General features: G+C 45.9%; 20 protein-coding genes. 19 read left to right on the plus strand and 1 reads right to left on the minus strand.

The features are described 5' to 3' along the window. Nucleotides 1–41: 41 nt before the first annotated feature. Together asmA and dcuC are read left to right on the plus strand one after the other, a co-directional pair. Nucleotides 42–1877, plus strand: a complete 1836-nt coding sequence (asmA, locus tag LQ945_RS21285; protein WP_270101672.1) for an outer membrane assembly protein AsmA — start codon at nt 42–44, stop codon at nt 1875–1877. A 192-nt stretch (nt 1878–2069) separates the two neighbouring features. After that, a complete protein-coding gene (gene dcuC, locus LQ945_RS21290) occupies nt 2070–3428 on the plus strand; it encodes an anaerobic C4-dicarboxylate transporter DcuC (protein WP_044549343.1) in 1359 nt (452 codons plus the stop codon). 28 nt (nt 3429–3456) lie between these two features. Here dcuC and LQ945_RS21295 read toward each other — a convergent pair whose 3' ends face one another. Continuing rightward, nucleotides 3457–5043, minus strand: coding sequence for a TerC family protein (locus LQ945_RS21295; protein WP_270101673.1), 1587 nt, complete (start codon nt 5041–5043; stop codon nt 3457–3459). 684 nt (nt 5044–5727) lie between these two features. Here LQ945_RS21295 and galU point away from each other — a divergent pair. The 17 genes from galU to wcaJ all read left to right on the plus strand — a co-directional run bounded on the left by galU (nt 5728) and on the right by wcaJ (nt 26706). Then, nucleotides 5728–6627 (plus strand): UTP--glucose-1-phosphate uridylyltransferase GalU, encoded by a 900-nt coding sequence (galU, locus tag LQ945_RS21300; protein WP_270101674.1) that lies wholly within the window; start codon nt 5728–5730, stop codon nt 6625–6627. Nucleotides 6628–6671: 44 nt separating this feature from the next. After that, the gene (locus LQ945_RS21305) at nt 6672–7559 is read left to right on the plus strand and encodes a UTP--glucose-1-phosphate uridylyltransferase (protein ID WP_270101675.1); all 888 of its coding nucleotides are present in this window, start codon (nt 6672–6674) and stop codon (nt 7557–7559) included. Nucleotides 7560–8009: 450 nt separating this feature from the next. Then, complete coding sequence (locus tag LQ945_RS21310; RefSeq protein WP_270101676.1) at nt 8010–9146, plus strand: polysaccharide export protein; 1137 nt, start codon at nt 8010–8012, stop codon at nt 9144–9146. Between the two features lie 14 nt (nt 9147–9160). Continuing rightward, nucleotides 9161–9595: a protein tyrosine phosphatase gene (locus LQ945_RS21315; protein WP_182821038.1), complete on the plus strand. Its 435-nt coding sequence runs from the start codon at nt 9161–9163 to the stop codon at nt 9593–9595. A gap of 12 nt (nt 9596–9607) precedes the next feature. Continuing rightward, entirely contained in the window at nt 9608–11755 is a 2148-nt protein-coding gene (gene wzc / locus LQ945_RS21320; protein WP_182821036.1) for a tyrosine-protein kinase Wzc, read from the plus strand. 91 nt (nt 11756–11846) lie between these two features. Further along, nucleotides 11847–12536: a cytidylyltransferase domain-containing protein gene (locus LQ945_RS21325; RefSeq protein WP_270101677.1), complete on the plus strand. Its 690-nt coding sequence runs from the start codon at nt 11847–11849 to the stop codon at nt 12534–12536. 3 nt (nt 12537–12539) lie between these two features. Beyond that, on the plus strand, nt 12540–14780 hold the full coding sequence (locus LQ945_RS21330; RefSeq protein ID WP_270101678.1) for an N-acetylneuraminate synthase family protein: 2241 nt from the start codon (nt 12540–12542) through the stop codon (nt 14778–14780). Next, the gene (locus LQ945_RS21335) at nt 14781–16019 is read left to right on the plus strand and encodes a lipopolysaccharide biosynthesis protein (RefSeq protein ID WP_270101679.1); all 1239 of its coding nucleotides are present in this window, start codon (nt 14781–14783) and stop codon (nt 16017–16019) included. It begins immediately after the preceding gene. Next, nucleotides 16016–16522, plus strand: coding sequence for an acyltransferase (locus tag LQ945_RS21340; RefSeq protein ID WP_270101680.1), 507 nt, complete (start codon nt 16016–16018; stop codon nt 16520–16522). The genes LQ945_RS21335 and LQ945_RS21340 overlap by 4 nt, the downstream gene beginning before the upstream one ends. Nucleotides 16523–16570: 48 nt before the next feature. Beyond that, nucleotides 16571–17587, plus strand: coding sequence for a polysialyltransferase family glycosyltransferase (locus LQ945_RS21345; RefSeq protein ID WP_270101681.1), 1017 nt, complete (start codon nt 16571–16573; stop codon nt 17585–17587). A gap of 30 nt (nt 17588–17617) precedes the next feature. Beyond that, nucleotides 17618–18754: a glycosyltransferase family 4 protein gene (locus tag LQ945_RS21350; protein WP_270101682.1), complete on the plus strand. Its 1137-nt coding sequence runs from the start codon at nt 17618–17620 to the stop codon at nt 18752–18754. A 2-nt stretch (nt 18755–18756) separates the two neighbouring features. Further along, nucleotides 18757–20091 (plus strand): hypothetical protein, encoded by a 1335-nt coding sequence (locus LQ945_RS21355; RefSeq protein WP_270101683.1) that lies wholly within the window; start codon nt 18757–18759, stop codon nt 20089–20091. Between the two features lie 32 nt (nt 20092–20123). Further along, a complete protein-coding gene (locus LQ945_RS21360) occupies nt 20124–21182 on the plus strand; it encodes a glycosyltransferase family 4 protein (RefSeq protein ID WP_270101684.1) in 1059 nt (352 codons plus the stop codon). Continuing rightward, a complete protein-coding gene (locus tag LQ945_RS21365) occupies nt 21179–22243 on the plus strand; it encodes a glycosyltransferase (RefSeq protein ID WP_270101685.1) in 1065 nt (354 codons plus the stop codon). Before LQ945_RS21360 ends, LQ945_RS21365 begins: the two co-directional genes overlap by 4 nt. 90 nt (nt 22244–22333) lie before the next feature. Next, nucleotides 22334–23749: a mannose-1-phosphate guanylyltransferase/mannose-6-phosphate isomerase gene (locus LQ945_RS21370; RefSeq protein ID WP_270101686.1), complete on the plus strand. Its 1416-nt coding sequence runs from the start codon at nt 22334–22336 to the stop codon at nt 23747–23749. A gap of 62 nt (nt 23750–23811) precedes the next feature. Beyond that, on the plus strand, nt 23812–25185 hold the full coding sequence (gene cpsG / locus LQ945_RS21375; RefSeq protein WP_270101687.1) for a phosphomannomutase CpsG: 1374 nt from the start codon (nt 23812–23814) through the stop codon (nt 25183–25185). A gap of 126 nt (nt 25186–25311) precedes the next feature. Then, the gene (gene wcaJ / locus LQ945_RS21380; protein WP_182821013.1) at nt 25312–26706 is read left to right on the plus strand and encodes an undecaprenyl-phosphate glucose phosphotransferase; all 1395 of its coding nucleotides are present in this window, start codon (nt 25312–25314) and stop codon (nt 26704–26706) included. Nucleotides 26707–26773: the final 67 nt, after the last annotated feature.

Here is a 26773-nt window from a genome sequence, read left to right on the forward strand (position 1 = left end):
CGCTGGACGCACTGTCGGTGGGGCGTTGACAAGAGGATGGCATGAGAAGATTACTGACGACTTTGGTGATTTTGCTGGTGGTGCTGGTGGCGGGAATGTCTGCGCTGGTGCTGTTGGTTAATCCGAATGATTTTCGCGCCTATATGGTCACGAAGGTCGAACAAAAGAGCGGTTATCATCTGACGTTGGATGGCGAGCTGCGTTGGCACATTTGGCCACAGCTCAGCATTCTGGCCGGACGCATGACGCTGACAGCCCCCGGGGCCACTGCGCCGGTGGTGAGCGCAGACAATATGCGGCTGGATGTCAAACTGCTGCCGTTGCTATCGCATCAGCTGTTTGTGAAACAGGTGATGCTGAAGAACGCCGTTATCCGCCTGACGCCCGACAGTGAAGAGCAGACTCAACCTAACGCACCGATCGCCCCTGCGGGCCATTCCGAAGAGTCAGCAGAAGCGCCGTGGAAATTTGATATCGATAATCTTCGCGTGGTGGACAGTCTGCTGATCTGGCAGCGCGCCAACAACGAGCAGATTAACGTTCGCGATATCAACCTGACCCTGCAGCAAAATGCCAAACGCCAGGCGCAAATGGAACTTTCCAGCCGGGTGAACCGCAATCAGCGCGATCTGAGTTTCAGTATGGCGGCGGATATCGATCTGCAGCAATTTCCACGACGCATTGCCGCCAATGTGAACCAGTTCAGTTATCAACTGGAAGGTGCAGACATTCTGGCCGGCGGCATTAAGGGCGATGGCAGCGCCCAGGTGGTATATCAACAAACGCCACAGCAAGTCGCACTTAGCCAACTGAGCGTTAGCGCTAATGACAGCAGGTTCACCGGTGGCGTCGACATTAAGTTCGGTGAAATCCCGATCTATACGCTTAACCTGGCGTCCACTGCGCTTAACTTGGATACCTTTACCGGTTGGCAAGCCAGCAGTTCACAAGCTCAGCCATCGCAGGTTGTGACCTCGGCACCGGTCATTGCCAGCCAAATGGACGATCCTCAGCACAATCTTGAGGTGCTGCGAGATTTTAATGCGCAGCTCAATTTGAATGTGGATCAACTGACCTATCGCGGCATGAATATTGCCCATTTGGTGCTGCAAGCGGATAACCGGCAGGGGTTGTTGACATCACATTCGTTCTCCGGGCAGTTGGCGGGGGGGGATTTTGCGTTGCCAGGGACGTTGGACGCGCGGGGAAACCACCCGGTCATCACCGTGCAGCCGGTTGTGAAACAGGTTGAACTTGGCACCGTTCTGAAAGCGTTCGAGATGCCACAGGTGTTGACCGGCAAATTCAGCATGCAGGGGAATTTGACCGGCGATCGCTTTACCTCGCAGTCATTTGAACGACGCTGGCAGGGGACTGCTCAGATGACGATGCAGGACGCGCAGTTGCACGGCCTGAATATTCAGCAACTGATTCAGCAAGCGGTGGCGCGTAATGACAGCAGCGTACGCGGGCAAGACGAATACCAACGTTATACCGAAGTGAAACAGCTGTCGGCGAAGGCCAGCCTCAACCGGGGCACGGTAAAAATTACCGAACTGGCCGCAGATTCCCCGTTGTTGAACCTGAGTGGCGGCGGTAGCGTGGATATGCCGGGCAAACAGTGCGATATGGCGCTTAATGTACGGGTAACCGGTGGTTGGCAGGGACGCGGCGATCTGATCCAACAGCTGCAGAAAACGCCGATCCCGCTGCGGGTTTATGGCCCGTGGAACCAGCTTAACTACCAATTGCAGGTCGATCAGATATTGCGTAAAACGCTGCAGGACCGGGCGAAGGACGCGCTGAACAAATGGGCAGAAAAGAATCAGGACTCACGCGAAGGGCAGGACCTGAAAAAGCTGCTCGATAAACTCTAATCCTAACTGTGCGGGTCGGTTCTCGGCCCGCATTTTTGATAAACCCCGTAAAGTGTTTCTCCCCCAATAATTTCCTCCTGTAACATTGACTAACATCATGATGCATTTGGTTGAGTTTGTGCAGAGTGTGCGCAGTAAAGTGATTTATACGCTTTGGCATGGTCAATAACGATAATGATAAGTTGAGGGAATATGATAGAGCTTCTGATTGGGGCGGTCGTCGCGGCGGGCGTTGGCCGCTACATCATCAAGGGCTACTCCGCTACCGGGGTGTTGATGGTGGGGGGCTTATTACTGTTGGCAATCAGCGCCCTGATGGGCAAAAGCCTGTTGCCTGCCAGTGCCGCCTCTACCGGATGGCGAGCGACCGACATCATCGAGTACGTCAAAATCTTGCTGATGAGCCGCGGTGGCGATCTTGGCATGATGATCATGATGCTGTGTGGCTTTGCCGCTTATATGACCCACATTGGTGCTAATGATGTGGTGGTGAAGTTGGCCTCACGTCCATTGCAGATGATCAACTCTCCTTATCTTTTAATGGTGGCAGCCTACTTTGTCGCTTGCCTGATGTCACTGGCGGTGTCTTCCGCGACTGGCCTGGGCGTGTTGCTGATGGCGACGCTATTCCCGTTGATGGTTAACGTCGGTATCAGCCGTGGTGCAGCGGCGGCTATCTGTGCTTCGCCTGCGGCGATTATCCTGGCGCCCACCTCGGGAGACGTGGTGTTGGCCGCCAAGGCGGCGGAAATGCCGCTGGTCGATTTTGCTTTTAAAACCACTTTGCCCATTTCCATTGCGGCAATTGTCTGCATGGCCATCGCGCATTTCTTCTGGCAGCGCTATCTGGACAAAAAGAACAACGAACAGCATCACATTATGGACGTGAGCGAAATCACTACTCACGCACCGGGCTTCTACGCCGTGCTGCCTTTCACCCCGATCCTCGGGGTGTTGGTATTTGACGGTAAATGGGGACCGGAACTGCATATCATCACCGTCTTGGTGGGGTGTATGTTGCTGGCGGCGGTCATCGAATTCCTGCGCAGCTTCAGCGCCAAACAGGTGTTCACTGGATTGGAGGTAGCCTATCGCGGTATGGCGGATGCTTTTGCCAGCGTCGTGATGCTGTTGGTAGCCGCCGGTGTTTTCGCTCAGGGGCTTAGCACCGTCGGGTTTATCAGCGGACTTATCAGTCTTGCGCAATCGTTCGGTACCGGTGGCATTATCATGATGCTGGTACTGGTGGTGATTACCATGTTGGCGGCCATGACGACCGGTTCAGGTAATGCACCTTTCTATGCTTTCGTTGAGCTTATTCCCAAGCTGGCGGCGCAGATGGGGGTCAATCCGGCTTATCTGGTGATCCCGATGCTGCAGGCTTCAAATCTGGGGCGTACCCTGTCGCCGGTTTCTGGCGTGGTGGTTGCGGTGTCCGGTATGGCAAAAATCTCGCCTTTCGAGGTGGTAAAACGCACTTCGGTGCCGGTCATTGTCGGTTTGATCGTGGTGATTGTGGCGACGGAGTTGCTGGTTCCCCAGCATTTATAAAAGGGGCCGGGTCATACCCGGCCGGTCTTTACACCTCGTAGTCCGGCTCTGGCACCGACAGCGGGGTGATTTTCACTTTCAAGATACGGTGGCTGCTGACTTCCAGCGGTTCAAACAGGTAGTCACCGATCTGCAACTGCTCACCTTCCTGAGGAATACGCTGGCTGTGCTCCATTAACAAGCCGGCCAGCGTGTGATACTCACGCTTGTCTTCCAACGGCAACGGCAGATACAACACCAAATCTTCCAGCGGCATATAGCCGTTGGCAGTCCAGCTGCCATCCTCATTTTGCTGGATGTCATGCCGGGCATCCACTTCCTCACCGGCTTCCGGCAGGTTACCGGCGATGGTTTCCATTACATCGGTCAGCGTGACGATACCTTCCACCGAGCCGAACTCATCAACCACAAAGGCAAAATGCGTCTGCGCCTGGCGGAATTGCTCCAGCGCGCTCAGCAAGGTTAACTGCTCGGGGAAAATCAGCGGCTGCAGCACCAGCGCGCGTAAATCTAGTGGGGCCTGGGTCAGCTGTTGTTTCAACACGTCAATGGTGTGAATGACGCCGAGCGGTTCATCGCTGGCACTGTTTTCTACCACCACGATGCGCGTATGCTGGTTTTTTTCCAGCAGTTGGGTCAGCTTTTCCTGCGGGTCATTCAGCTCAAGGTATTCCACATCATGGCGGGAGGTCATGATGCTGCTTACCGTACGCTGTGCCATACCCAACACGCGTTCGATCATGTGGCGTTCTTGCTGATTGAAAATCTCGCCGTTCTCACTGTCGCTGTCGGCCAGCAGGTTGGCTGAGTGGCTGTCAACTTCCGCTTCTTCATGTTTGCCGCTCAGCATGCGCAGCACGGCCTCTGCCGTCCGTTCGCGCAATGGCCGCACTTTGGAAAGAAAGCGGCGGCGATTGAACTGCGAGAGCTGATTCAACGCTTCGATCATCACCGAGAAACCAATGGCAGCGTACAAATAGCCTTTTGGAATATGGTAGCCGAAGCCCTCAGCGACCAGGCTAAAGCCGATCATCAGCAGGAAGCTCAGGCACAGGATGACGATTGTCGGGTGGGCGTTGACGAAGCGCGTTAAGGGTTTGCTGGCCAGCAACATCAAGCCGATAGCGATACAAACCGCAATCATCATGACGGCCAGATGGTCGACCATGCCGACGGCAGTGATCACCGAGTCGAGGGAGAAGACGGCATCCAACACCACGATTTGCGCCACCACCGGCCAGAAGCGGGCACCCTTGCGCGAGCCATGTTGCTCTTCATCTTTACCCTCCAACCGCTCGTTAAGCTCCATCGTGGCTTTGAACAGCAGGAAGATACCCCCAATCAGCATGATCAGGTCGCGACCGCTAAACGGATGTCCGGCGGCAAAAAACAGCGGTTGGGTCAGCGTGGCCAACCATGAGATGGAGGCCAATAGGGCCAAACGCATCAGCAATGCCAGCAGCAGGCCAACGACACGGGCCTTATCTCTCTGATGTTTAGGTAGTTTTTCCGCCAGAATGGCGATAAAGATAAGGTTGTCTATACCCAGAACGATTTCCAGCACGACCAGAGTGGCCAGGCCGGCCCAAATTGTTGGATCCGCGATCCATTCCATACGCCCAATTTCACCTGTAAGTTCGACGGCTTATGCCGCCAGTGAATGATGGGTGTTGCTCCGGGAAAATTCAACTTTAAAACCATGGCCTGGAAGGCTAAGCATGCAACATGAAGGAAATTACGAAAATAATGCATAAAAAATCATCGCGTTAAAGGGCGTTCGGAATGAACTGTGGCGAGGAATAAGTGGTTTTTCGGAAAAGAGAGTAGGCAGTTGTCACATGGCAACAGACGCTTGATGATAAAATCAGCGTGAATATAAATTTTAAAAATCAACCCATTATAGGTTTGGTTGGCTGCTACACTTTGTTCAGTTTGCTCCCGTGGGTAGTCTTATTCTGAAAAGGGCATCCAACGGGTATCTTAGGCTTGTATCGATAAGGTAATAGTATAAGAATCTTAGCCACATAAACATTTACAAGTATCATCGTTTGGTTATAAGGGCGTATTTATTTTGTTTTTTCTGTGATCTACCTATCGCTTAACAAACGAGTACGGCCCCTAATTTACATCAAAGTGAGATTGGAACCTCCAATCCCCCCACAGAGAACGATGACAGTGCATTGGTAGCTGAGAGCCAGGGGCGGTAGCGTGTCTAAATCATGCGACCCAGGCTTCGTAAGCATCTGGGAACAGGCTTAGGTCGGTTACGTTGTAGTTATTTGATTTTGGATGAAAAAACATGCAAAAAAGATTGAAGGCTGTGATCCCCGTAGCTGGCTTGGGAACCCGTATGTTGCCGGCGACAAAAGCTATTCCTAAAGAAATGCTGCCGGTGGTCGATAAACCACTGATTCAGTACATTGTGAATGAGTGCGTGGCTGCCGGGATCAAAGATATTGTGCTGGTCACACATTCCTCCAAAAATGCCATCGAAAACCACTTCGATACCTCGTTTGAGCTTGAGGCCGTTTTGGAGTCACGCGTTAAGCGCCAGTTACTGGAAGAAGTGCAGACTATCTGCCCGGCAGATGTGACGGTGATGCAAGTGCGTCAGGGGCAGGCTAAAGGCTTGGGTCACGCGGTGTTGTGCGCCAAACCTATGGTCGGTGATGAGCCTTTTGTCGTTTTGCTGCCTGACGTGTTGCTGGATGACTCCACGGCAGATCTGCGTAAAGAGAATCTGGCCAAGATGATAGAACGTTTCGCGCAGACCGGCTTCAGCCAAATCATGGTGGAACCGGTACCGGAACAGGATGTTTCTAAATACGGCGTCGTCGATTGCGGCGGTGCAGGATTGTCGGCAGGGGAAAGTACCCCGATGACAGCCGTGGTAGAAAAACCGGCGCTGGAAGATGCACCCTCTAACTTGGCGGTAGTCGGCCGCTATGTTCTGTCTGCAGATATCTGGCCACTGCTGGAAAAAACCTTACCGGGCGCCGGTGATGAAATTCAGCTGACCGATGCCATTGCGGCATTGATGGGACAGGAAACCGTAGAAGCTTTCCATATGAGCGGAAAATCACATGACTGCGGTGATAAGCTGGGTTATATGAAAGCATTCGTACAATATGGTCTGCGCCATTCCTCGGAAGGTGAAGACTTTACCCAGTGGCTAAAGCAGACGCTGAATAGCAAGTAAGAGTTACGGCTAAAATACGATCACAAGATCGATAGAGGATTATCATGACTAAGTTGAAAGCTGTCATTCCTGTTGCAGGACTGGGTATGCGTATGCTGCCTGCAACCAAGGCTATCCCCAAGGAAATGTTGCCGATCGTTGATAAGCCGTTGATTCAATACATTGTCAATGAGTGTGTCGCTGCCGGGATTAAAGAGATCATCCTGGTTACGCATTCATCAAAAAATGCGATAGAAAACCATTTCGATACCTCGTTCGAATTGGAAGCGATGCTCGAAGCACGCGTAAAGCGCCAGTTGCTGGACGAAGTGCAGTCGATTACGCCAAAAGGCGTGACGCTGATGCACATTCGTCAGGGACAACCAAAGGGACTGGGGCATGCGGTACTCTGCGCTAAACCTCTGGTTGGGGATTCGCCCTTTGTTGTATTGTTACCTGATGTCTTGCTTGACGATGCAAAAGCCGATTTGAAGCAAGACAATTTGCCTCATATGATTTCCCGGTTTGAGCAGACTGGATTGAGTCAAGTGTTGGTTCAGGCTGCCGATGAGCATGTGCTGCATGATTATTCCGTTGTGGAATGTGAAACTAACAGCTTGCAACCAGGCGAAAGTTCGAGGATGACCTCGATTATCGAGAAACCAGGCCGTGAGGTTCAGTTGAAATCCAATTATTCTGCAGTAGGGCGCTACGTTTTGTCCGCGGATATTTGGCCACTATTGGAGAAAATAGAGCCAGGTGCTTGGGGACGAATTCAGCTTACCGATGCCATTGCTGAACTGTTGAAACACCAACCGGTCGAGGCGATGGAACTGGTGGGTGAGTCGTTTAACTGTGGTGAAAAAATGGGCTATCTGAGAGCGTTTGTTACTTATGGTTTACGCCACCCTACCCAAGGTAAAGCGTTTCGCGAATGGGCGGAAAAACTGTAACTTTAAAAAAACTAAACTATTCTAACGCTCAGCAGTGAAATCACTATCAAACATCACATTTACTGTGTCCATTGAATCCTAAGTAATTTCGCTGTTTCATTTTTTATATTAGTATACATTCTATTACAGACTGCTTTATCGCTTGCTCTTCGGGATTTTTCTTTGTGAATCAGGGTGTAAAGTGCATTCAACTCTATGTTTTGTAAAGATAATGATCGTTAATGGCAGTAGTCAGTGCAAGCAAAGCTGAATACTTTATATCGTTAATAATAATATCTTTGTATTCATCAACAGCAGCTAAACGTTGTGGGTTAATTGCGATAGGTTTTACCTTCGTCTCAAGACTACACCGTGAACCAAGGCATTTTGGTAAGGTTACAGAGTCGAAGCCATGGTCGGCTAGCATTGTAGCTTTGCGGATACATTTACTTTGAAAGTGATGATAATTTGATGGCAAAACAACAATTGAAAATGATATCACTCTTGATATCTATCAGCGTAATCAGTGGTTGTACTGTATTTCCTGGAACTCATCTTTCTACAAGTGGAAAAGATGTTGTAAAACAAGAAGATGCGGATTTTGATATTGACAAGTTAGTCAATATTTACCCAATGACACCTAAGTTGCTGGACAAGTTACGACCTGCCAAGGTTGTGGCGCAAACTAATGGTCAGTTGGATGCCTCTTTACGGACCTATGAATACCGGATCGGTGTGGGTGATGTACTTAATGTTACAGTTTGGGATCACCCGGAACTAACCACACCTGCAGGACAATACCGTAGTGCCAGCGATACTGGCAACTGGGTACACTCGGACGGCACCATTTTCTACCCTTACATTGGTAAGGTGAACGTGGTAGGCAAAACGGTGACTCAAATCCGCGATCAGATTGCCTCTCGTTTGGCTCAATATATCGAGAGTCCGCAGGTTGATGTCAATATTGCGGCTTTCCGTTCTCAAAAAGCGTATGTAACCGGTGAAGTGTCCAAATCAGGCCAACAGCCCATTACTAACGTACCTTTGACTGTGATGGACGCGATAAATGCCGCGGGTGGTCTGACGGAAAATGCAGATTGGCGTAATATTGTACTGACTCATAACGGCAAAGAGTCAAGTCTCTCATTGCAACAGCTGATGCAGAATGGCGACTTGACTCAGAACCGTCTGCTTTATCCGGGTGACATTCTTTATGTTCCGCGAAATGACGATTTGAAAGTATTTGTTATGGGTGAGGTCAGAACGCCAGCGACGCTTAAGATGGATCGTAGCGGCATGACTCTGACAGAAGCTCTGGGCAACACCCAAGGGATCAGCCAGGCTGCGGCCGATGCGACAGGTGTATTCGTTATTCGCCCTCTACACGGCACTCAAGGTGAAAAGCTGGCAAACATTTATCAGCTCAACATGGCGGATGCGACTGCCTTGGTTATGGGGGCGGAATTCCACCTGCAACCTTATGACATTGTCTATGTGACAGCGGCGCCAGTAGCTCGTTGGAACCGTCTGATCGTTCAATTAGCACCAACTATTGACAGCTTTAACAATCTCACGGAAGGCGCATTGCGTGTTCGTAATTGGCCGTAGAAGGGGAGTAGGTAATGTTTGAGTCTATTCTGGTTGTCTGTGTTGGTAATATCTGCCGTTCCCCAACGGCGGAACGTTTGCTGAAACAGCATTTACCAGATAAAGAGATCGCCTCTGCCGGTATTAGTGCTTTAGTCGGTAAACCTGCCGACAAAAGTGCTATTGCCATTGCGGAAAAACACAATTTGTCGTTAGACCAGCATGAAGCGAGGCAACTGACAAAAGAAATGTGCCGGGAGTATTCGTTGATCCTGGTGATGGAAAAGGGGCATATCGATGCGGTTTGTCGACTTGTGCCAGAAGTCAGAGGGAAGACGATGCTTTTTGCTCACTGGCTGGGACAAAAAGAAGTGCCCGATCCTTACAAAAAAAGCGCAGAAGCGTTTGAATTTGTTTACCGCCTTCTTGATGATGCTGCCCAAAAATGGGCACAGGCATTAAATCGTTAACCAGAGATTCCAATGACTGATAATACGAAACCAGGCTTATCAACGGCCAATAATCATGACGAGATCGATCTAAGTCGTTTGCTAGGTACTTTACTTGACCATCGCTGGCTTATCATCGGTATTACAGCGTTATTTTCTGTTGCCGCTATCATTTATTCGCTGTTTGCCACCCCGATCTACCAGGCCGATGCAATGGTTCAGGTTGAGCAAAACGTTGGGAACTCACTGGTCAATGATTTATCCCAGATGTTACCGAACAGTCAGCCGGGTTCTTCTACGGAAATCGAACTAATCAAATCGCGCATGGTAACGGGTAAAACTGTTGACGATTTGAATCTTGACACTGTGATTCAGCAGAAATATTTCCCGCTTTTTGGTCGTGGTTGGGCGCGTTTAACTGGCGTTGAGCCAGGGCGCATAGCGTTGTCGCGTTTGAGCGTACCGCCGAACTCAGATGACATTGAGCTTGAACTGAAAGTCATCGATGGTAAAAACTATGTGCTGAACAAAAATGGCACTGAAATTATCAAAGGGAAGGTCGGTGAGTCAGCCAGTGCTCACGGAATAACGTTATTGGTCAGTGAAATTTCTGCTGAGCCAGGCACCGTATTTGAAGTAGCCAAATTGCAGCGTTTGGTTGCCACCAACAATTTGTTGGACGCTTTGACCGTTGAGGATAAAGGTAAGGATACCGGTGTCCTGGCACTGAGTTTGATCGGCGACGATCCGATACTGGTGCGTAAAATTTTGGACAGCATAAGTAAAAACTACCTACTGCAAAACGTTGAGCGCAAATCAGAGGAAGCGGCCAAAAGTCTGGACTTCCTGAAAGAGCAGTTACCAGAGGTCCGGAGCTCTCTAGATAGCGCTGAAGAAAAACTCAACCGTTTCCGCCAAGCCAATGATTCGGTCGATTTGTCTCTGGAAGCTAAATCGGTATTGGATACCATTGTTGGTGTTGAAGCTCAGTTGAATGAACTGACTTTCAAAGAAGCGGAAATCTCCAAGCTCTATACTAAAGAGCACCCTGCTTATCGTGCACTGATGGAAAAACGCGTTACTTTGCAAAAGGAAAAGGACAAACTGAATAAACGCGTCAGCGGCATGCCGAAAACCCAGCAGGAAATTTTGCGTCTAACCCGTGATGTTCAGGCTGGACAAGAAATTTACATGCAGTTGCTGAACAAACAGCAGGAACTGGGCATTACCAAGGCAAGTACCGTAGGTAATGTACGTATTGTTGACCCGGCAGTAACGCAGCCGCGGCCGGTGAAACCGCAAAAAACAATTATCGTCCTGATTGTCACTCTGTTGGGTGGGTTGTTCTCCACCGGGTTCGTCCTGTTAAAAACCATGCTTCATCGCGGCATCGAAAGCCCCGAGCAGTTGGAACAGCAGGGCATTAACGTTTATGCCAGCATCCCTCTGTCCGAATGGCAACAGAAAAGTGACCGCGAAACAATGTTATCCGGTAAGCGCAGCAGCACCAAAAGTTATACGCTGCTTGCCGTGGGTAACCCGGCGGATCTGGCTATCGAAGCAGTTAGAAGCCTGCGTACAAGTTTGCACTTCGCCTCACTGGAAGCAAAAAATAACGTTCTGATGATCTCGGGTGCCAGCCCAAGCATAGGTAAGACGTTTGTCAGTATTAACCTGGCGGCAGTTATTGCTCAGGCGGGACAACGTATTCTGGTCGTGGATGCCGATATGCGTAAAGGTTACGCACATTCATTGTTGAACTGTGAATTGGGTACCGGTTTATCGGATGTTCTTTCCGGGCAGGCAACGGCGCAGCAGGCGATCAAGAAAACTTCGATTGAGAACCTGAGTTTTATATCGCGCGGTAAAATCCCACCCAATCCTTCAGAGCTGCTGATGCACAACCGTTTGTCAGAGTTCCTAGAGTGGGCGGGCAAAGAATATGACATCGTATTAGTCGATACTCCGCCAATCTTGGCGGTGACGGATGCTGCAATCGTGGCACGTAATGTAGGGACCACTCTTTTGGTTGCTCGTTATGCGGTTAACTCGTTGAAAGAGATCGAAGTAAGTATCCGTCGCTTTGAGCAAAATGGCATGGAAATTAAAGGTATTATCCTTAATGCCGTTGAGCATAAATCCGGTAGTGCCTACGGCTACTACGCGTACGAATATAAATAATCCCCTTCCTAGTGTTAAATAGAGGCTCCTTATTCTGAGGAGCCTTTTGTCCTATTCAATAAATTATAGATTCCAATTTCGGAGATATCACATGAGTAATCTTGCAATTATTCCAGCAAGGGGTGGGTCGAAAGGGATCCCTAAGAAAAACATTAAAGAAATAGCAGGGAAACCCTTAATTGCTTGGAGTATTGAACAGGCGATTAATTCATCAAATATTGATCGTGTCATTGTAACAACGGATTGCGAAGATATTGCTTCAATTGCAAGAGAGTATGGTGCTGAAGTTCCCTTTATGCGTCCAGCTCACTTGGCGGTAGATACTGCAGCCACCGAGCCTGCGTTGTTACATACGCTAGAGTGGCTGGCAGAGCATGAGAATTATAAGCCTGAATTTACCGTATTATTGCAGGCAACATCACCAGTCCGTAAAGATGATGCGATTGATGTCGCAATCAAAAATATTATTGATAAAAAAGCCGACTCTCTACTGAGTGTCTGTGAATTCTGGCATTTTCTTTGGGAAAATGAAGATAATCCGAAAGCTTATTATGACTATTTAAACCGTCCACGGCGTCAAGATATTAAGCCGGAAAATATTAAGTTGAAAGAAAATGGTTCAATTTACGTAACTAAAAGCGAGATTCTTTTGAGCACCGGTAACCGTCTTGGCGGAAAAGTTGTTGCGCACAAGATGTCAGAAGAAGAAAGCTTTGAAATTGATACCATGCTCGATTGGGCGGTTGTTGAAGTGATTTTGCAGAATTGGAATGGGAGATAATTAATGTTAATTCAGAAAAAAATATCCGATTTTTTGGTGTTTGAAACAGAAACAATCATCAAAGCATTGGAAAAAATCAACTCAAATAAAAAACGCATTATCTTTGTTGTTACTGAAGACGGTAAGTTATGTGGTTCCTTCTCGGATGGCGACTTCCGCCGCTGGATCACCAGTGGTGATTTCGACCTGAGTCGTGAAATGTCTGAAGTCATGAACCAGAACGTTCGCTACAAAAAAGTTGATGCGCCGCGTACTGAAATTGAAGCCTTTTTCACCAACGGCGTTGACGTTCTACCTTTGGTGGATGACTATCGCCGCCTGGTAGCTGTAGCGCTGCAAAGTGAGAAGGGGCTGACCATTGGTAAGCACACTATCACAGATACATCACCGAGCTATATCATTGCAGAAATTGGCAACAACCATAACGGCGACATCAAGCTGGCTAAGCACTTGGTCGATCTGGCCGTTGATGCTGGCGCTGATTGCGTCAAATTCCAGATGCGTGATCTTAGTTCATTGTATAAAGGTGGCAACGAGAAAGATCAATCTGCTGATCTTGGTGCGCAATATACAATTGATTTATTGAGAAAATTCCAGCTGTCCAATGAAGAGCTCATCGAGGTGTTCGATTACTGCAAAACTAAGGGGCTAACTCCATTGTGTACGCCATGGGATCTGAGAAGCCTTGAGATTTTGGAAGAGTATGGCATGGAAGGTTATAAAGTCGCTTCTGCAGACTTCACTAACCATGAAATGCTAGCCGCATTGGCGGCTACAGGCAAACCGTTGATTTGTTCAACCGGCATGTGCAGTGAAGCGGAAATCAAAAGTTCGGTTGAATTCCTGAAGTCTAAAGGTGCCGAATTTGTCATTCTGCATTGCAACTCAACCTATCCGACGCCGTTTAAAGATGTGAACCTGGCTTATATTAAACGTCTGCAGCAAGTGACCGGTTGCTTGGTTGGCTATTCTGGCCACGAGCGCGGGATCTCCGTACCCATCGCAGTAGCCGCGCTTGGCGCTCGAGTAATCGAGAAGCATTTCACTATTGATAAATCAATGGAAGGTAATGACCATAAGGTTTCATTGCTGCCACCAGAATTTAAAGAGATGGTCGTGCGTATTCGTGAAGTTGAAGAATCCATGGGTCAGGCTGGCGAACGTGCCATCACTCAGGGGGAAATGATCAACCGCGAAACCTTGGCGAAGAGTTTGATCATAAACCGTGACCTGAAAAAGGGCGAGATCATCACTCGCGATATGATTGAAGTGAAAAGCCCAGGTCAGGGGTTGCAGCCTCTTTATATGGAGCAATTGGTGGGTAAGAAAGCCATCCGAGATCTTGAGGCCGGTGGTTACTTTTATGAATCAGACCTGAATGATGAGGCGATTGAAGCTAAAGATTATGATTTTGATCGCCCATTCGGTATTCCTGTTCGTTATCACGACTACAGCAAATTGAAAAACAAATCCAATCTGGATTTTGTTGAGTTCCACCTGAGCTATCAGGATATGGAATTGGATTTAACCGAGTTCTTCTCAGGAGCAGAAGACATTGGTTTTGCCGTACATAGCCCTGAACTGTTCGCCAACGATCATATACTGGATCTGGCATCTGAGGACCCGGCATATCTTGCACATTCCATCAAGCAATTGCAGCGTGTCTGCGATGTTACCAGAGCACTGAAGCAATATTTCCCTAAAACTGAATGCCCGGTTATCGTAGTTAACGCTGGTGGATTCAATACCACAGGTTTCTTGCCTAAAGAAGCACGCCAGGCAATGTATGAGCGCATTGGCTCTGCATTGAGTCAAATAAACCAGGAAGGCGTGGAAATCATTATCCAAACCATGCCGCCATTCCCATGGCACTTTGGTGGACAGAGCTACCATAACCTGTTTGTTGATCCAAATGAGATTAAGGCATTCTGCGAAAAGTATAACTACCGTATCTGCTATGACACATCTCACTCGATGATGGCATGTAATTACTACCAATGGGACCTCCATGAGTTTACTCAGAAAGTGGGTGCTTACACGGCGCATATGCACGTCGTTGATGCGTTGGGCGTTGACGGCGAGGGTGTACAGATTGGTAAAGGCGATGTGAACTTTGATGAGCTTGCCGATGACCTGCTGCGCTATGCTCCCGGCGCGATGTTTATTCCAGAAGTTTGGCAGGGCCATAAAAATCAGGGAGAGGGATTCTGGCACGCACTTAACTTCCTGGAAAAGTATCTGTAAATGAGCAAAGTCATTATGGGCGCTGCGGCCTTGTCGATAGGGGATATTCTTGGCAAGGTCATAGGCTTCATCATACTGCCTTATTTAACAGCACACCTTGGCGCGTCGGGATACGGCGCGCTAACTCTGTATCTGTCCGTTATTCAGATGTTGATCATTTTTATTTCATTTAGTGGTCAGGGTTTGTTGCCGGTCAAATACATGCAGGAGGGGGAAGGGAGTTCCCTGGTGTTCCGCAGAGATAACATCACTCTGGCCATGGCGTCGAGCGTGTTATTAGTGGCGATATTTTATATTGTTACGCTAGTCGCTAATATATCTGTAAGTTTTAGTGATGGTTTTCTGGTGGTTTTGGCATCTTTAGCTCAGGCGCTTAACTTTATCAATTTGTCGCACTTGCGTATTAGCCAGACTTACAAGGTTGCAGCGATTGGGCAGTTTTTGCTGTCCGCATTTAACGTTCTGTTTACGATCGTGCTTTTCGAAATGATTGCGGCGACCCCGGGACAGCGGTTGATAGCGATAGCGGCCTCGTTTTTCAGTATTCAGCTTGCCTATGAGTTTTTTGTTTACAAGAAAATCAAGGGCGAGCGTATTACATGTGAACCCGTACGAAAACGCTATAAAGAAATTGTCAGTTATGGTTTGTCATTGTTGCCACATCATGGTAGTTACTGGATTAAATCATCAATAGACCGTTTTTTTATTGCTCATTACATGAGCACCGCCGTAGTAGGGGTTTACGGTTTAGCATTTCAGCTTACCTCTATCGTGATGTTGTTCTTTGGTGTAATTAACCAGGCATTTCAGCCTTTTATTTACCGCAAGTTGAAAGAAAATGATTTTAGAGGCGTTGAGCTTATTCAATATGGCTATACAGGTTTAGTGATCGTAGCCTGTGTGATTTATTTCTTTATTATGCCATTTGTTTTTCCTTATCTCTTTAAGGCTGAGTTTGATCGCGCTATATACTATTTTAATATTTTATTGCCTGGGACGGCGTTTCTTTCTATTTATTATATATTTACGCATTCCCTCTTTTATTATCGAAAAAATAAAATCATTTCAATTATTACCATGGGCTCAATGATTACACATTTAGTCGGTATATTTATCATCACGATGACGACAATAAAGGTCGAATATTTCTGTTTCGTTTATGCTGTTTCAAGTCTTTTTGCATGTGCAGCGACATTTATCTATGGTAAGCGGCAAATTAACATTGAGAGGAAAAGATGATAGCAAGTTTTATACGATGGTTACGTAGTCTACGTAAGCAACGTTATAAGTCTAAAGTTCTCAATGCCGTGGCGAAATGTGGCCGCGATCCAAAGGTTAACTTTTTGACTCTTGTTAATAATAAAACAACTCTGGGTAATAACTTCAACTCCAACGGATTGACGGTGGTGGGGAAGGGGAGTGTTGTCATTGGCGATAATTTCCACTGTGGCTTCGGTTGTGTAATAATCACCGAAAATCATAACCACAACGGCACTGCAATTCCGTATGACCATACTTATGTCATTAAAGATACTCATATTGGAGATAACGTTTGGTTAGGTATTAATGTAATTATTCTGCCAGGCGTCACTATAGGTGAAGGTGCGATTATCCAGGCTGGTAGCGTTGTGGTTAAGGATATTCAACCTTATGCTATCGCTGGCGGCCATCCGGCTGCGCAATTCTCGCAGCGCAATGTTGATCATTATTTACAGCTCAGAGCCGCAGGTAAGTTCCACTAAGTGGTACTTGGAAATTAGTATTAGTTGCCTTAACCGGATATCAGAAATATGAGTAAGCACATTGCGTATATCGAATCGCCACTGCAGGCTTTTAACCTGATCGAGTATCTGGATGCGAAAAACATCACACTCGACTTACTGATCGTCAATAAACGTTCAGCAAATTCAGCATTGAATCATGGGCAGATTGTATATTTGCTGCAGATGATCAGACACAAAACTTTGAAAACTATTGATGTCGAAGGATACCTAGGTAAAGTGTTTGATATCAGGAGTGAATTAAAGGACGTAAAATCTGAAGTCTGCGTGAAAGATCATGTCACATTGATCGCTGGCGAATACCGTGCGAGAGTATTTTGGATGTTAGCACATAAATATCCAAAAAGAGATATTGTCTTGCTCGATGATGGGACGGCTACGCTAAGGATTAAGCGTACTAATACCGTTACGGTGAGAGATCTTCTGAAGTCGATCTTTCTTAAGTCACTGGGGATGGTCAATAATGATCGAGAGAAATTGACCTTTTTCTCGGTTTACAATATCGAGAGAAATATTGCTCAGCGGGACACGGTAGTTAGGCATAACTATCAAAAATTCAAGATTAAGCTGGCAAGTTTGCCACAGGGTGGCAATAAGATATTTATTATTGGCACCCCACTCTATGAGGCTGGAGTAACCTCAGTTGATGATATCGAACTGACGCTAAAAATGATCGAAGATCTAAAGCAGAACCAGGAAGGAGCCGAATTAGTTTATATTCCGCACCGCCGCGAGCGAGAAGAAAAAATCGAGGCGATCAGGCAACATGTGGAAGTACGTCGTCTTGATTTCCCGTTTGAGGTTTATCCCATCGTGGTGGGAGAGAATGTAGCGTCAATAGCCGGTTTTTATTCATCATTGTATGACAACCTAATAAAAATTTATGATGAAAAGATAAAAATAACTGCGTATGTACTTGATGAAAAAGTTCTTTCTCCAGAGTGGGTGGGCTTTGTTGATGCGATCTATAAAAATTATGAAAGTTATGAGAGTGCTGATATTACTCTGATTAAAAATAAATTTTAATTTTATAAATTATTCTGTGGTGGCCAATAAATGAAGATTGCTTTAATAAATACACTTTATGCTCCCTATAAGATTGGTGGCGCAGAGGTCTCGGTACAAATGCTCGCTGAAAGTCTACATTCGGTCGGGCACCAAGTGCGTGTATTTTGTCTTCATGATGGTGATAAAATAAAATATGATTCAATTAATGGCGTAAGCATTGTTTATTTCCCGCTAAAGAATCTGTATTGGCCGTTCCAAAATCAGGTAGCCGGCAAACTGCAAAAAGCAGGCTGGCACCTGCTGGACTCTTATAATCCGTTCATGGCGCGTATGGTTAGAGATGAGTTGACGGCTTTTGGCCCTAAAGTGGTGCATACCAATAATTTGAGCGGTTTTTCTGTTGCTGTATGGCGCGTGGCAAAAAAACTGGGTGCTCGTGTTGTACACACCACCCGCGATTATTATTTGTTTCATCCCAACGGAACTCTGTTTAAGCATGGCCAAAATATGGATGTAAACAGTCTGCCGGTGACTGTTACTTCCTACTTCAAGAAAAAGGCCAGTCAGCATGTCGATGCTTTTGTGGGCATCAGCAAGTACATTTCAACCCTACATCAGGAAAATGGCTTTGCGCGCCACGCGTTACATACTTATATCTATAATCCAGTAGCGGCTATAGCTTTTGTTCCGTCTATAAGTGATAAAGTAAGAATAGGTTTCGTCGGCCGTTTGACTGAGGACAAAGGCTTCGATGAATTCTGTTTGTTGGCGAAACAGGGACTGCAGAATCCTCAGGTAGAATTTTATGCTGCTGGTCGCTTTAATAATGATGCAAGTGGTCAGCGGATGAACGCACTGGCAACAGAGGTTGGGGTTAAGCTGCTCGGATTTATCAAGATTGATGAGTTTATGGCGCAGGTAGATGCGGTGGTTTTGCCAACGCGCTGGAACGAACCTTTTGGTCGTGCGGTTGCGGAATCGGCGATCTCTGGAAAGGTTGTGTATACTACTTTCAGCGGTGGAGTGACCGAAATCGCTGCTTTCTATGATAATATCTTAGAATTGAAAGACTTTTCTGTCTCAGGCGCAGTTAAGGCCGTTAGAGAAAATAATAATAAGCTGCGGTGCTCTTTTTTTGAGAGTGGAAAAATAGCGAGCAGTTACGAAAGTGTGTACAGAGGATAATAATGAGAGTATCGACGAAATCGCTGGTTGTTTTCCTATTATTAACGTATATGACACTGCTATCGTTGAATGGGATTGTGACTGTCATCGCGTACATGTCGACCAGGGCACTTTTGCTGTATAAAGATTTTTTTGCCATGGCCGTCCCCGTTTTTGTGCTTATCCTTCTTTTCGCTCGAAATCCACGGGTTTCTGCTCAGTGCCGGAGTATATTGATTTTATTTTTATCGATGGTTATATTTTCATTAGTATTTATTCTTTTGAGTATGCTATCAGGAAGATTTGACCTTTTCCGCACTATCGTACAATTCCGGTTGGAATTATTAACTTTTGGCTCTTTTTTCTTTGCCGCTGTCCTGCTCCTTTTTGAATTTGATGAACGAGTTGAAATTGTCACTAAAGTCATCAAGTACTATATTATTTTTTCCGTACTCAATGCGCTTTTCGCCGTCGCAGAGTCAAGTTTAGCGGGTGTATTATACGCGGTTATTGGTTTCGACCCTGGCCCTCAGCTGACACAGTTTGGTAAAGAGTACGGTCTACTGCTACGAACTATTCAGGGGCAACTCAGAGCTTTTGGCTTGCTTACCGGCCCATTCAGCTTAAGTGAGTACCTGTTCTTTTCATTGGTATTGGCGCCTTTTATAAGTGTGAAGCATCGTAAGAAATACATCGTTCTTATTATGGTCGGGATTGTGTTTTCAACCTCTAAAACAGCCATAATCATGGCGCTGCTTTATATTATGTATTTGGTGTCTCGGCGTTTCTTCTCCGAGCGTTTTAGCTTGAATACTGTAACCATGGTGACAATGGTCTTATCATTGTTCTTTTATGTTACCACGACGAATTACAGCATTTATGAAATGATTTTTCCTAAAGAAAATGCCTATGCAGAGAACAGTATTCTGCTTAGAACGGTAAATATCGAGGCAGTACGTGCAGATAGCGGTTATTCACCCTTCACGGGGGCAGGATATGCTGTTAATGGGAATGCCGTAATTGGCGATGACAATACGAACTCTATACCTTTAGACAGTATGTATATCTACATGCTTTCTAATTATGGTAACGTTGGGATTATCTTCTTGGTTATTGTTGCTTCGGCTATTCTTGGTATTCTTTATCAGCGTACTCGGCGAGGGCTCAATCCCAGTATATATCTGTATTGGATGATATCGTTGTCAATGAACTTTGTTTATAACAACCCATTGACCAACTATCCCGGATATATATTCCCGATAATAATATCAATATTATTGTTGTCAGTTAGAAGACCAGAGAATAGTTTGGTCAAGAGAACGGGGAAATCTCTTAGCCGTGCTCATCTGGCACATTGACACGTTGTTATTTGAATGGCACGAGGTAGATAATGATTTATGTCAATGCGAGATTTTTAACACAAGATTTAACGGGCGTTCAACGTTTTGCTCAAGAGATAAGCCTGGCGTTAAGTAACATTCGAAATGATGTGGTGTTTATTTCCCCGAAAAATATTATTCACACTGATATCGCTTCAAAGTTGAATGTGCAAATTATAGGTGAACGAAGCGGGCATTTATGGGAACAATTAGAGTTACCTGCTTTTTTATGTAAGCAAGGAAACCCTTTATTGATTAACCTATGCAATACCGCTCCGGTATTTTATAGTAATAAATTTGTAACTCATCATGATGTTATTTATAAACGCTACCCACAAAGCTATTCTGCAAAGTTTCGTTTTGTTTATAATAATATTTTTCCTTTGATGTTGCGTTCTAGCAAGGCATTGTTGACCGTAAGTGAATTTTCAAAGAAAGAACTTTATGCAGCGTTTAATTATCCTTTAAACAATATTCATGTAATTAATAACGCCGTTGCCGGTAAGTTTAGGGCTGAACCTCAGGTGACTAGTGACGAGAAACCTTATTTATTGGCGGTTTCATCCCCGAACTATCATAAAAATTTTCACGGACTAATTACCGCCTTTTCGCAAATGGAAGGTAATAAGGATGTAGTGTTGAAAATCATTGGGTCTGCAAATAAAAATTTTGCAGGGGTGCATTTTTCGCCAGAGGCAATGCAGGCGGAGAACATACAATTTGTTGGCCGTGTGAGTGATGAGAGCCTGATTAAACTTTACTCGAATGCCAGAGCTTTTGTTTTTCCTTCATTATACGAAGGGTTTGGAATTCCTCCATTGGAGGCACAGGCTTGCGGTTGCGCAGTGGTAGCATCCAATAGGGCCTCTCTGCCAGAGGTACTGGCTGACAGCGTGTTGTATTTTGACCCAGAAAATACCCTTGAAATGAGGCAAACCTTGGATCGAATTATGCAAGATGATGTTTTACGTCAAACTCTGGTTGAAAAGGGTTTTGAGAACGTTAAACGTTTCGATTGGGGGCGTTCTGCTGAAGACTTGAACAAAATCATTATGAGATCTACCCAATGAAAAAAAAAGTGTTGCACGTTGCTGAAACGGTGAAAGGTGGAGTCGCAACGGTTATCCGGCAACTTGTACAACCAAATGGTGAGTTTGATTTTTATTGCTTGCTGCCGGATAGCCAATACAGCGAGATTGGCACGTTTCCTGAGAGTAAGTTGAAAAAATTCACTCGTACTGGGCGAAATATTTCATCATTTATTTCACTGGCCGTGAATTATATTCGCATAGTTCGTAAAGAAAAGCCGGATGTTATCCATATCCACAGCACTTTTGCAGGCGTAATATGTCGATTACTTACGCCTTTGATTAGAATGAGCTGTCAACCAAAAATAATTTATTGTCCGCATGCATTTTCTTTTTTGATGGATACTTCTGAGAAGAAAAAAAGTGTTTATACGCGGATAGAAAAGATACTGCAAAAAAAAACCGATGTGATTATTTGTACCAGTGAGTATGAGAAGAGAGTGGCTCTCGGCGTAGGGCTGGACTCAAATAATTTAACCGTGGTTTATAACGGGGTCGAACCGCCATTGCCCACTGGTGATCATGTTACGCCCTATCAATCAGATAAGATTAATATACTTTTCGTTGGGCGTTTTGATTATCAAAAGGGTTTCGATTTAGTTAAAGAAATTGCGGATAGATTAGACGATGGATTTTTAATTACCGTCGTTGGTGGCAATGTACATGCAACAGAGCATCCCCCTCTTCATGCAAGAATAAACTATAAAGGGTGGCTGACTTCTACTGAGATAGCTCCTTACTTTTCCTACGCAGATGTTTTGTTAATGCCAAGTCGTTGGGAATCATTCGGCCTGGTAGCGGTTGAAGCTGAGAGTTACGGGCTGCCAGTGGTAGCCAGCCGTTGCAGCTCTTTACCTGAAGTCGTCTGTGAAGGTGTTACGGGCTACCTGTTTACGACCAATAAAGCCAATGAGGCTGTAGAAATACTGAGCACACGTGGTAAAGATGATTGGGCATCAATGAAAGCTGCCTGTGTGGATTTTTATAGCACCAATTTCACTTCTGACAGAATGGTTTCTAGTACTTATCATCTTTACAGGTAATTCTAAGCCTGGAATGTACTTCTTGTAGTTAATAATGTTTTCTTTGTGTTTCTTCTAATTTTCTTTTGTATTTAATCAGTGAGAGTAAAAATGAGTAACCTTTATCCTGTTATCATGGCTGGGGGGACAGGGAGTCGTCTGTGGCCACTTTCTCGTGAGTTGTTCCCAAAACAGTTTCTAGCTTTGTGCAATGAATTTTCAATGCTGCAAACTACGGTGATGCGTCTTAAAGGGTTAGACATTATTAATCCTCTTGTGATCTGCAATGAGGAACATCGTTTTATCGTTGCAGAGCAACTGCGTCAAATTACCCGTTTGTCGCATAATATCATTTTAGAGCCAGTAGGGCGGAATACAGCCCCTGCGATCGCACTTGCTGCGCTGCAGGCTGTTTCGAGTGGTGATGATCCTCTTATGTTGGTATTAGCTGCGGACCATGTTATTCAGGATGAAGCCATTTTCCGAGACGCGGTGAATCAGGCGGTACCCTATGCTGAAGCGGGTAAGTTAGCGACATTCGGGATTGTACCGACGGGGCCTGAAACGGGTTATGGTTATATTCAAAAAGGCACTAGCATTGATGGTTCCAGTATTTGTGGCGTGTCGCGTTTTGTTGAAAAACCTAATCTTGAAACTGCTCAACAGTATCTGGATAGCGGGGAGTATCTGTGGAATAGCGGTATGTTCCTGTTTAAAGCCAGTCGCTATTTAGATGAATTGGAGCGTTTCCGTCCCGACATTCTTGACGCTTGCAAAAAATCCCTGGCGCACCTGTCTCCGGATATGGACTTTATCCGTGTCGATCGCGAAGCATTCATTGCGTGTCCGGATGAGTCGGTTGATTATGCCGTGATGGAACAAACAGCGGATGCCGTGGTTGTACCGTTGGACGCCGGTTGGAACGATGTGGGTTCCTGGTCAGCCTTATGGGAAATCAGTGAGAAAGACGTAAAAGGTAATTCTACCTTTGGCGACGTTCTGGAACATAATTGTTCTAATAACTACATCCGTGCGGAACATAAATTGGTGGCTATGGTTGGGGTAGATAACCTCGTAGTGGTAGAAACCAAAGATGCGGTATTGATTGCCAACAAAGATAAAGTTCAAGATGTTAAGGAAATCGTTAATCAACTCAAGCAGCAGAAACGTTCCGAAAGCAAACAGCATCGTGAGGTTTATCGTCCATGGGGTAAACACGATGCGATTGCACAAGGTGAACGTTTCCAAGTACGCCGTATTACTGTCAAACCCGGCGAAAAGCTGTCTCTCCAGATGCATCACCATCGATCAGAACATTGGGTAGTTGTTTCTGGGACGGCGAAAGTCAATACCAATGGGAAAGTACAGTTAATTAGCGAGAACGAGTCTATTTATATTCCTTTAGGTGCTGAGCATTCCCTCGAAAATCCGGGAAAAATAGAGCTGGATCTGATTGAGATTCAATCAGGAGCCTATCTGGGTGAGGATGATATCGTTCGTATTGGTGATTCAACTCAACATAACTAATAATTTAGCGCTGTGGGCATTTCACAGCGCTAGCGGATTTATATTTTGGTAAGGATCTCAACATGTCACAATCATTGACCTGCTTCAAAGCGTACGACATTCGTGGACAACTGGGCGAAGAACTGAATATCGATATAGCTTATCGTATTGGTCGCGCATATGGAGAGTTCTTAAAGCCTAAAAGCGTTGTTGTTGGCGGCGATATTCGCCTGACCAGTGAGGAGCTCAAGCTTTCTCTGGCTGAAGGATTACGTGATTCTGGTGTGGATGTATTGGACATTGGTGTGAGTGGGACGGAAGAAATATATTTTGCGACTTTCCATTTAGGAATAGATGGCGGGGTTGAAGTTACCGCTAGCCATAATCCCATGAACTATAACGGTATGAAGTTGGTTCGCAGCCAAGCCAAACCCATCAGTGGCGATACCGGTTTGCGTGATATCCAGCGTCTGGCAGAGCAAAACAACTTTGCGCAGGTGAACAAGGAAAAACGCGGCAGCTATGAAAAGATCTCCATCGAGAAAGATTATGTGGATCATCTGTTGGGTTATGTGAATACGGCTAACCTGAAGCCATTGAAATTGGTCGTCAACTCCGGCAATGGTGCCGCAGGCCATGTGATCGATGCTATTGAAGCACGATTCAAACAGCTTCAGGTGCCCGTTGAATTTATTAAAGTACATCATCAGCCGGATGGTAACTTTCCTAACGGGATCCCTAACCCATTGCTGCCGGAGTGCCGTGAGGATACTGCCCAGGCTGTGCGCCTCCATAAGGCCGATATGGGTATCGCTTTTGACGGGGATTTTGACCGTTGCTTCCTGTTCGACGAGCACGGTGGTTTTATCGAAGGGTATTACATCGTTGGTTTACTGGCTGAAGCGTTCCTCGAAAAGGAACGTGGGGCAAAAATCATCCATGATCCACGTTTAAGCTGGAATACCATTGACGTGGTGACTCAAGCAGGCGGGGTGCCGGTGATGTCAAAGACTGGCCACGCATTTATTAAAGAACGCATGCGTTTGGAAGATGCGGTCTATGGTGGTGAAATGAGTGCACACCATTATTTCCGTGAGTTTTCATACTGCGACAGCGGCATGATCCCATGGTTACTGGTGGCTGAGTTGTTGTGCATTAAGGGTAAGACGCTTGGGCAATTGGTTGAAGACCGTATGGCGGCCTACCCTGCGTCAGGGGAAATTAACAGCAAATTGCAGGATCCGCAGGCTTCAATCGAGCGGGTTTTAAATCGTTACCAGCCAACTTCGTTGGCATTTGACACAACCGATGGTATTAGTCTGGAGTTTTCTGACTGGCGCTTTAACCTGCGCAGTTCTAATACTGAACCCGTAGTACGTTTAAATGTTGAGTCCCGTGCTAATCCTCTATTAATGCAACAAAAAACAGAAGAAATACTGGCCTTGCTGCGCAGATGATCTCTGAGTTTAACGCTATATTGTATAACTGGGCTGTATAGATGGCCCAGTAAAGTTAAGAGATATAGGTACCAGAGAAAACTTAAAAAAGGCATCTATACTATGATAGTTAATAGGCAGTTATCTATGAACGGTTTCCGTCGAGGAACATTGCATACCAATGCATCCCTAACCTCAATGATCCAGCGTTTTTCCGATATTTTCATTATTTTTGCCGGATTGTACTTGTCTTGCCTGATTTCTGGTGCTGACTTTATTATGCAGCACTGGGTCATGGTATTGATTTCAATTGTTATTTTCCAAATGATTGGTGGTATTACCGATTTTTATCGCTCATGGCGTGGGGTTCGCGCGGGTCTTGAGGTCCAGCTCATCTTACAAAACTGGTCGTTGAGTCTGCTTTTAACCTCAGGAACAGTAGCCTTAGTTAATTCTTTTAACAATGAATATTCCGTTTATATCCAATGGTATTTGTTGGTGTCTTGCGGGCTGGTTATTTCGCGTAGCGTGATCCGTTTGTTTCTTGGTTATATGCGTAATATCGGTTTTAATACCCGAAACGTGGCGATAATGGGGGCGATGCCAGTTGGTATTCGCTTGGCTGAATCACTTCGCGATGCCCATTGGATGGGATTTAAAGTACTTGGGATTTATGATAATGATAATTCTCAACTAAATACTACAATTGAGCGCCGGGGTGACTTATGCCAACTGGTAGAAGATGCTAAAAGTGGGCGTATCGATCGTGTGTATATAGCTATGTCGATGGAGCAGGAGAAGCTAATCAAAGACACGGTTGCCGATCTTTCCGACACCACCTGTTCAGTGATGTTGATTCCTGATATTTTCACCTTCAATATATTACAGTCACGCTCCGAAGAAATTAACGGTGTGCCGGTTGTTTCGCTGTTCGATACTCCTATGAGCGGTATTAATCAGGTTATTAAACGCATTGAAGACATTATTTTGTCAATTTTTATCTTGCTGTTTATTTCTCCTGTGTTGTTGTTGATTGCTGCCATGGTGAAATTCACCTCTTCCGGACCAGTGATCTTTAAACAAAGACGCTATGGCATGGATGGTAAGGCCATCGAAGTTTGGAAGTTCCGTTCCATGAGCGTGATGGAAGATGGAGACAAAGTGGTTCAGGCAACAAAAGGGGATACGCGGTTAACACCGGTAGGGGCTTTTTTACGTCGCACCTCTTTGGATGAACTACCACAATTTATTAACGTATTGAAAGGTGACATGTCCATCGTTGGCCCAAGGCCGCATGCGGTGGCGCATAATGAACAGTACAGAAAATTGATTAACGGTTATATGTTACGCCATAAAATGAAACCAGGTATAACCGGCTGGGCGCAGATCAATGGCTGGCGTGGAGAAACTGATACGCTGGAGAAAATGCAAAAACGTGTTGAGTTCGATCTGGATTATATTCGTAACTGGAGTGTCTGGTTGGACATTAAGATTGTGTTCTTAACCATATTCAAAGGTTTTATTAATAAGTCTGCTTATTAATTATAAGAATAGCGTTAATGGTAATCCACACACAAGAGTGTGGATTACCTGATCTCTGGGACGTGAG

The organism is Serratia liquefaciens (assembly GCF_027594825.1).
GTDB lineage: Bacteria > Pseudomonadota > Gammaproteobacteria > Enterobacterales > Enterobacteriaceae > Serratia > Serratia liquefaciens_A.

Excerpts from the sequence above, each read along its gene's own strand:
- LQ945_RS21370 (WP_270101686.1), top strand. The coding sequence starts at position 22,334 with ATGAGTAACCTTTATCCTGTTATCATGGCTGGGGGGACAGGGAGTCGT.
- LQ945_RS21295 (WP_270101673.1), bottom strand. The coding sequence starts at position 5,043 with ATGGAATGGATCGCGGATCCAACAATTTGGGCCGGCCTGGCCACTCTG.
- LQ945_RS21365 (WP_270101685.1), top strand. The coding sequence starts at position 21,179 with ATGAAAAAAAAAGTGTTGCACGTTGCTGAAACGGTGAAAGGTGGAGTC.
- dcuC (WP_044549343.1), top strand. The coding sequence starts at position 2,070 with ATGATAGAGCTTCTGATTGGGGCGGTCGTCGCGGCGGGCGTTGGCCGC.
- LQ945_RS21340 (WP_270101680.1), top strand. The coding sequence starts at position 16,016 with ATGATAGCAAGTTTTATACGATGGTTACGTAGTCTACGTAAGCAACGT.
- LQ945_RS21330 (WP_270101678.1), top strand. The coding sequence starts at position 12,540 with ATGTTAATTCAGAAAAAAATATCCGATTTTTTGGTGTTTGAAACAGAA.
- LQ945_RS21355 (WP_270101683.1), top strand. The coding sequence starts at position 18,757 with ATGAGAGTATCGACGAAATCGCTGGTTGTTTTCCTATTATTAACGTAT.
- cpsG (WP_270101687.1), top strand. The coding sequence starts at position 23,812 with ATGTCACAATCATTGACCTGCTTCAAAGCGTACGACATTCGTGGACAA.
- LQ945_RS21315 (WP_182821038.1), top strand. The coding sequence starts at position 9,161 with ATGTTTGAGTCTATTCTGGTTGTCTGTGTTGGTAATATCTGCCGTTCC.
- wzc (WP_182821036.1), top strand. The coding sequence starts at position 9,608 with ATGACTGATAATACGAAACCAGGCTTATCAACGGCCAATAATCATGAC.
- LQ945_RS21310 (WP_270101676.1), top strand. The coding sequence starts at position 8,010 with ATGGCAAAACAACAATTGAAAATGATATCACTCTTGATATCTATCAGC.
- LQ945_RS21350 (WP_270101682.1), top strand. The coding sequence starts at position 17,618 with ATGAAGATTGCTTTAATAAATACACTTTATGCTCCCTATAAGATTGGT.
- wcaJ (WP_182821013.1), top strand. The coding sequence starts at position 25,312 with ATGAACGGTTTCCGTCGAGGAACATTGCATACCAATGCATCCCTAACC.
- LQ945_RS21325 (WP_270101677.1), top strand. The coding sequence starts at position 11,847 with ATGAGTAATCTTGCAATTATTCCAGCAAGGGGTGGGTCGAAAGGGATC.
- LQ945_RS21360 (WP_270101684.1), top strand. The coding sequence starts at position 20,124 with ATGATTTATGTCAATGCGAGATTTTTAACACAAGATTTAACGGGCGTT.
- LQ945_RS21335 (WP_270101679.1), top strand. The coding sequence starts at position 14,781 with ATGAGCAAAGTCATTATGGGCGCTGCGGCCTTGTCGATAGGGGATATT.
- LQ945_RS21345 (WP_270101681.1), top strand. The coding sequence starts at position 16,571 with ATGAGTAAGCACATTGCGTATATCGAATCGCCACTGCAGGCTTTTAAC.
- asmA (WP_270101672.1), top strand. The coding sequence starts at position 42 with ATGAGAAGATTACTGACGACTTTGGTGATTTTGCTGGTGGTGCTGGTG.
- galU (WP_270101674.1), top strand. The coding sequence starts at position 5,728 with ATGCAAAAAAGATTGAAGGCTGTGATCCCCGTAGCTGGCTTGGGAACC.
- LQ945_RS21305 (WP_270101675.1), top strand. The coding sequence starts at position 6,672 with ATGACTAAGTTGAAAGCTGTCATTCCTGTTGCAGGACTGGGTATGCGT.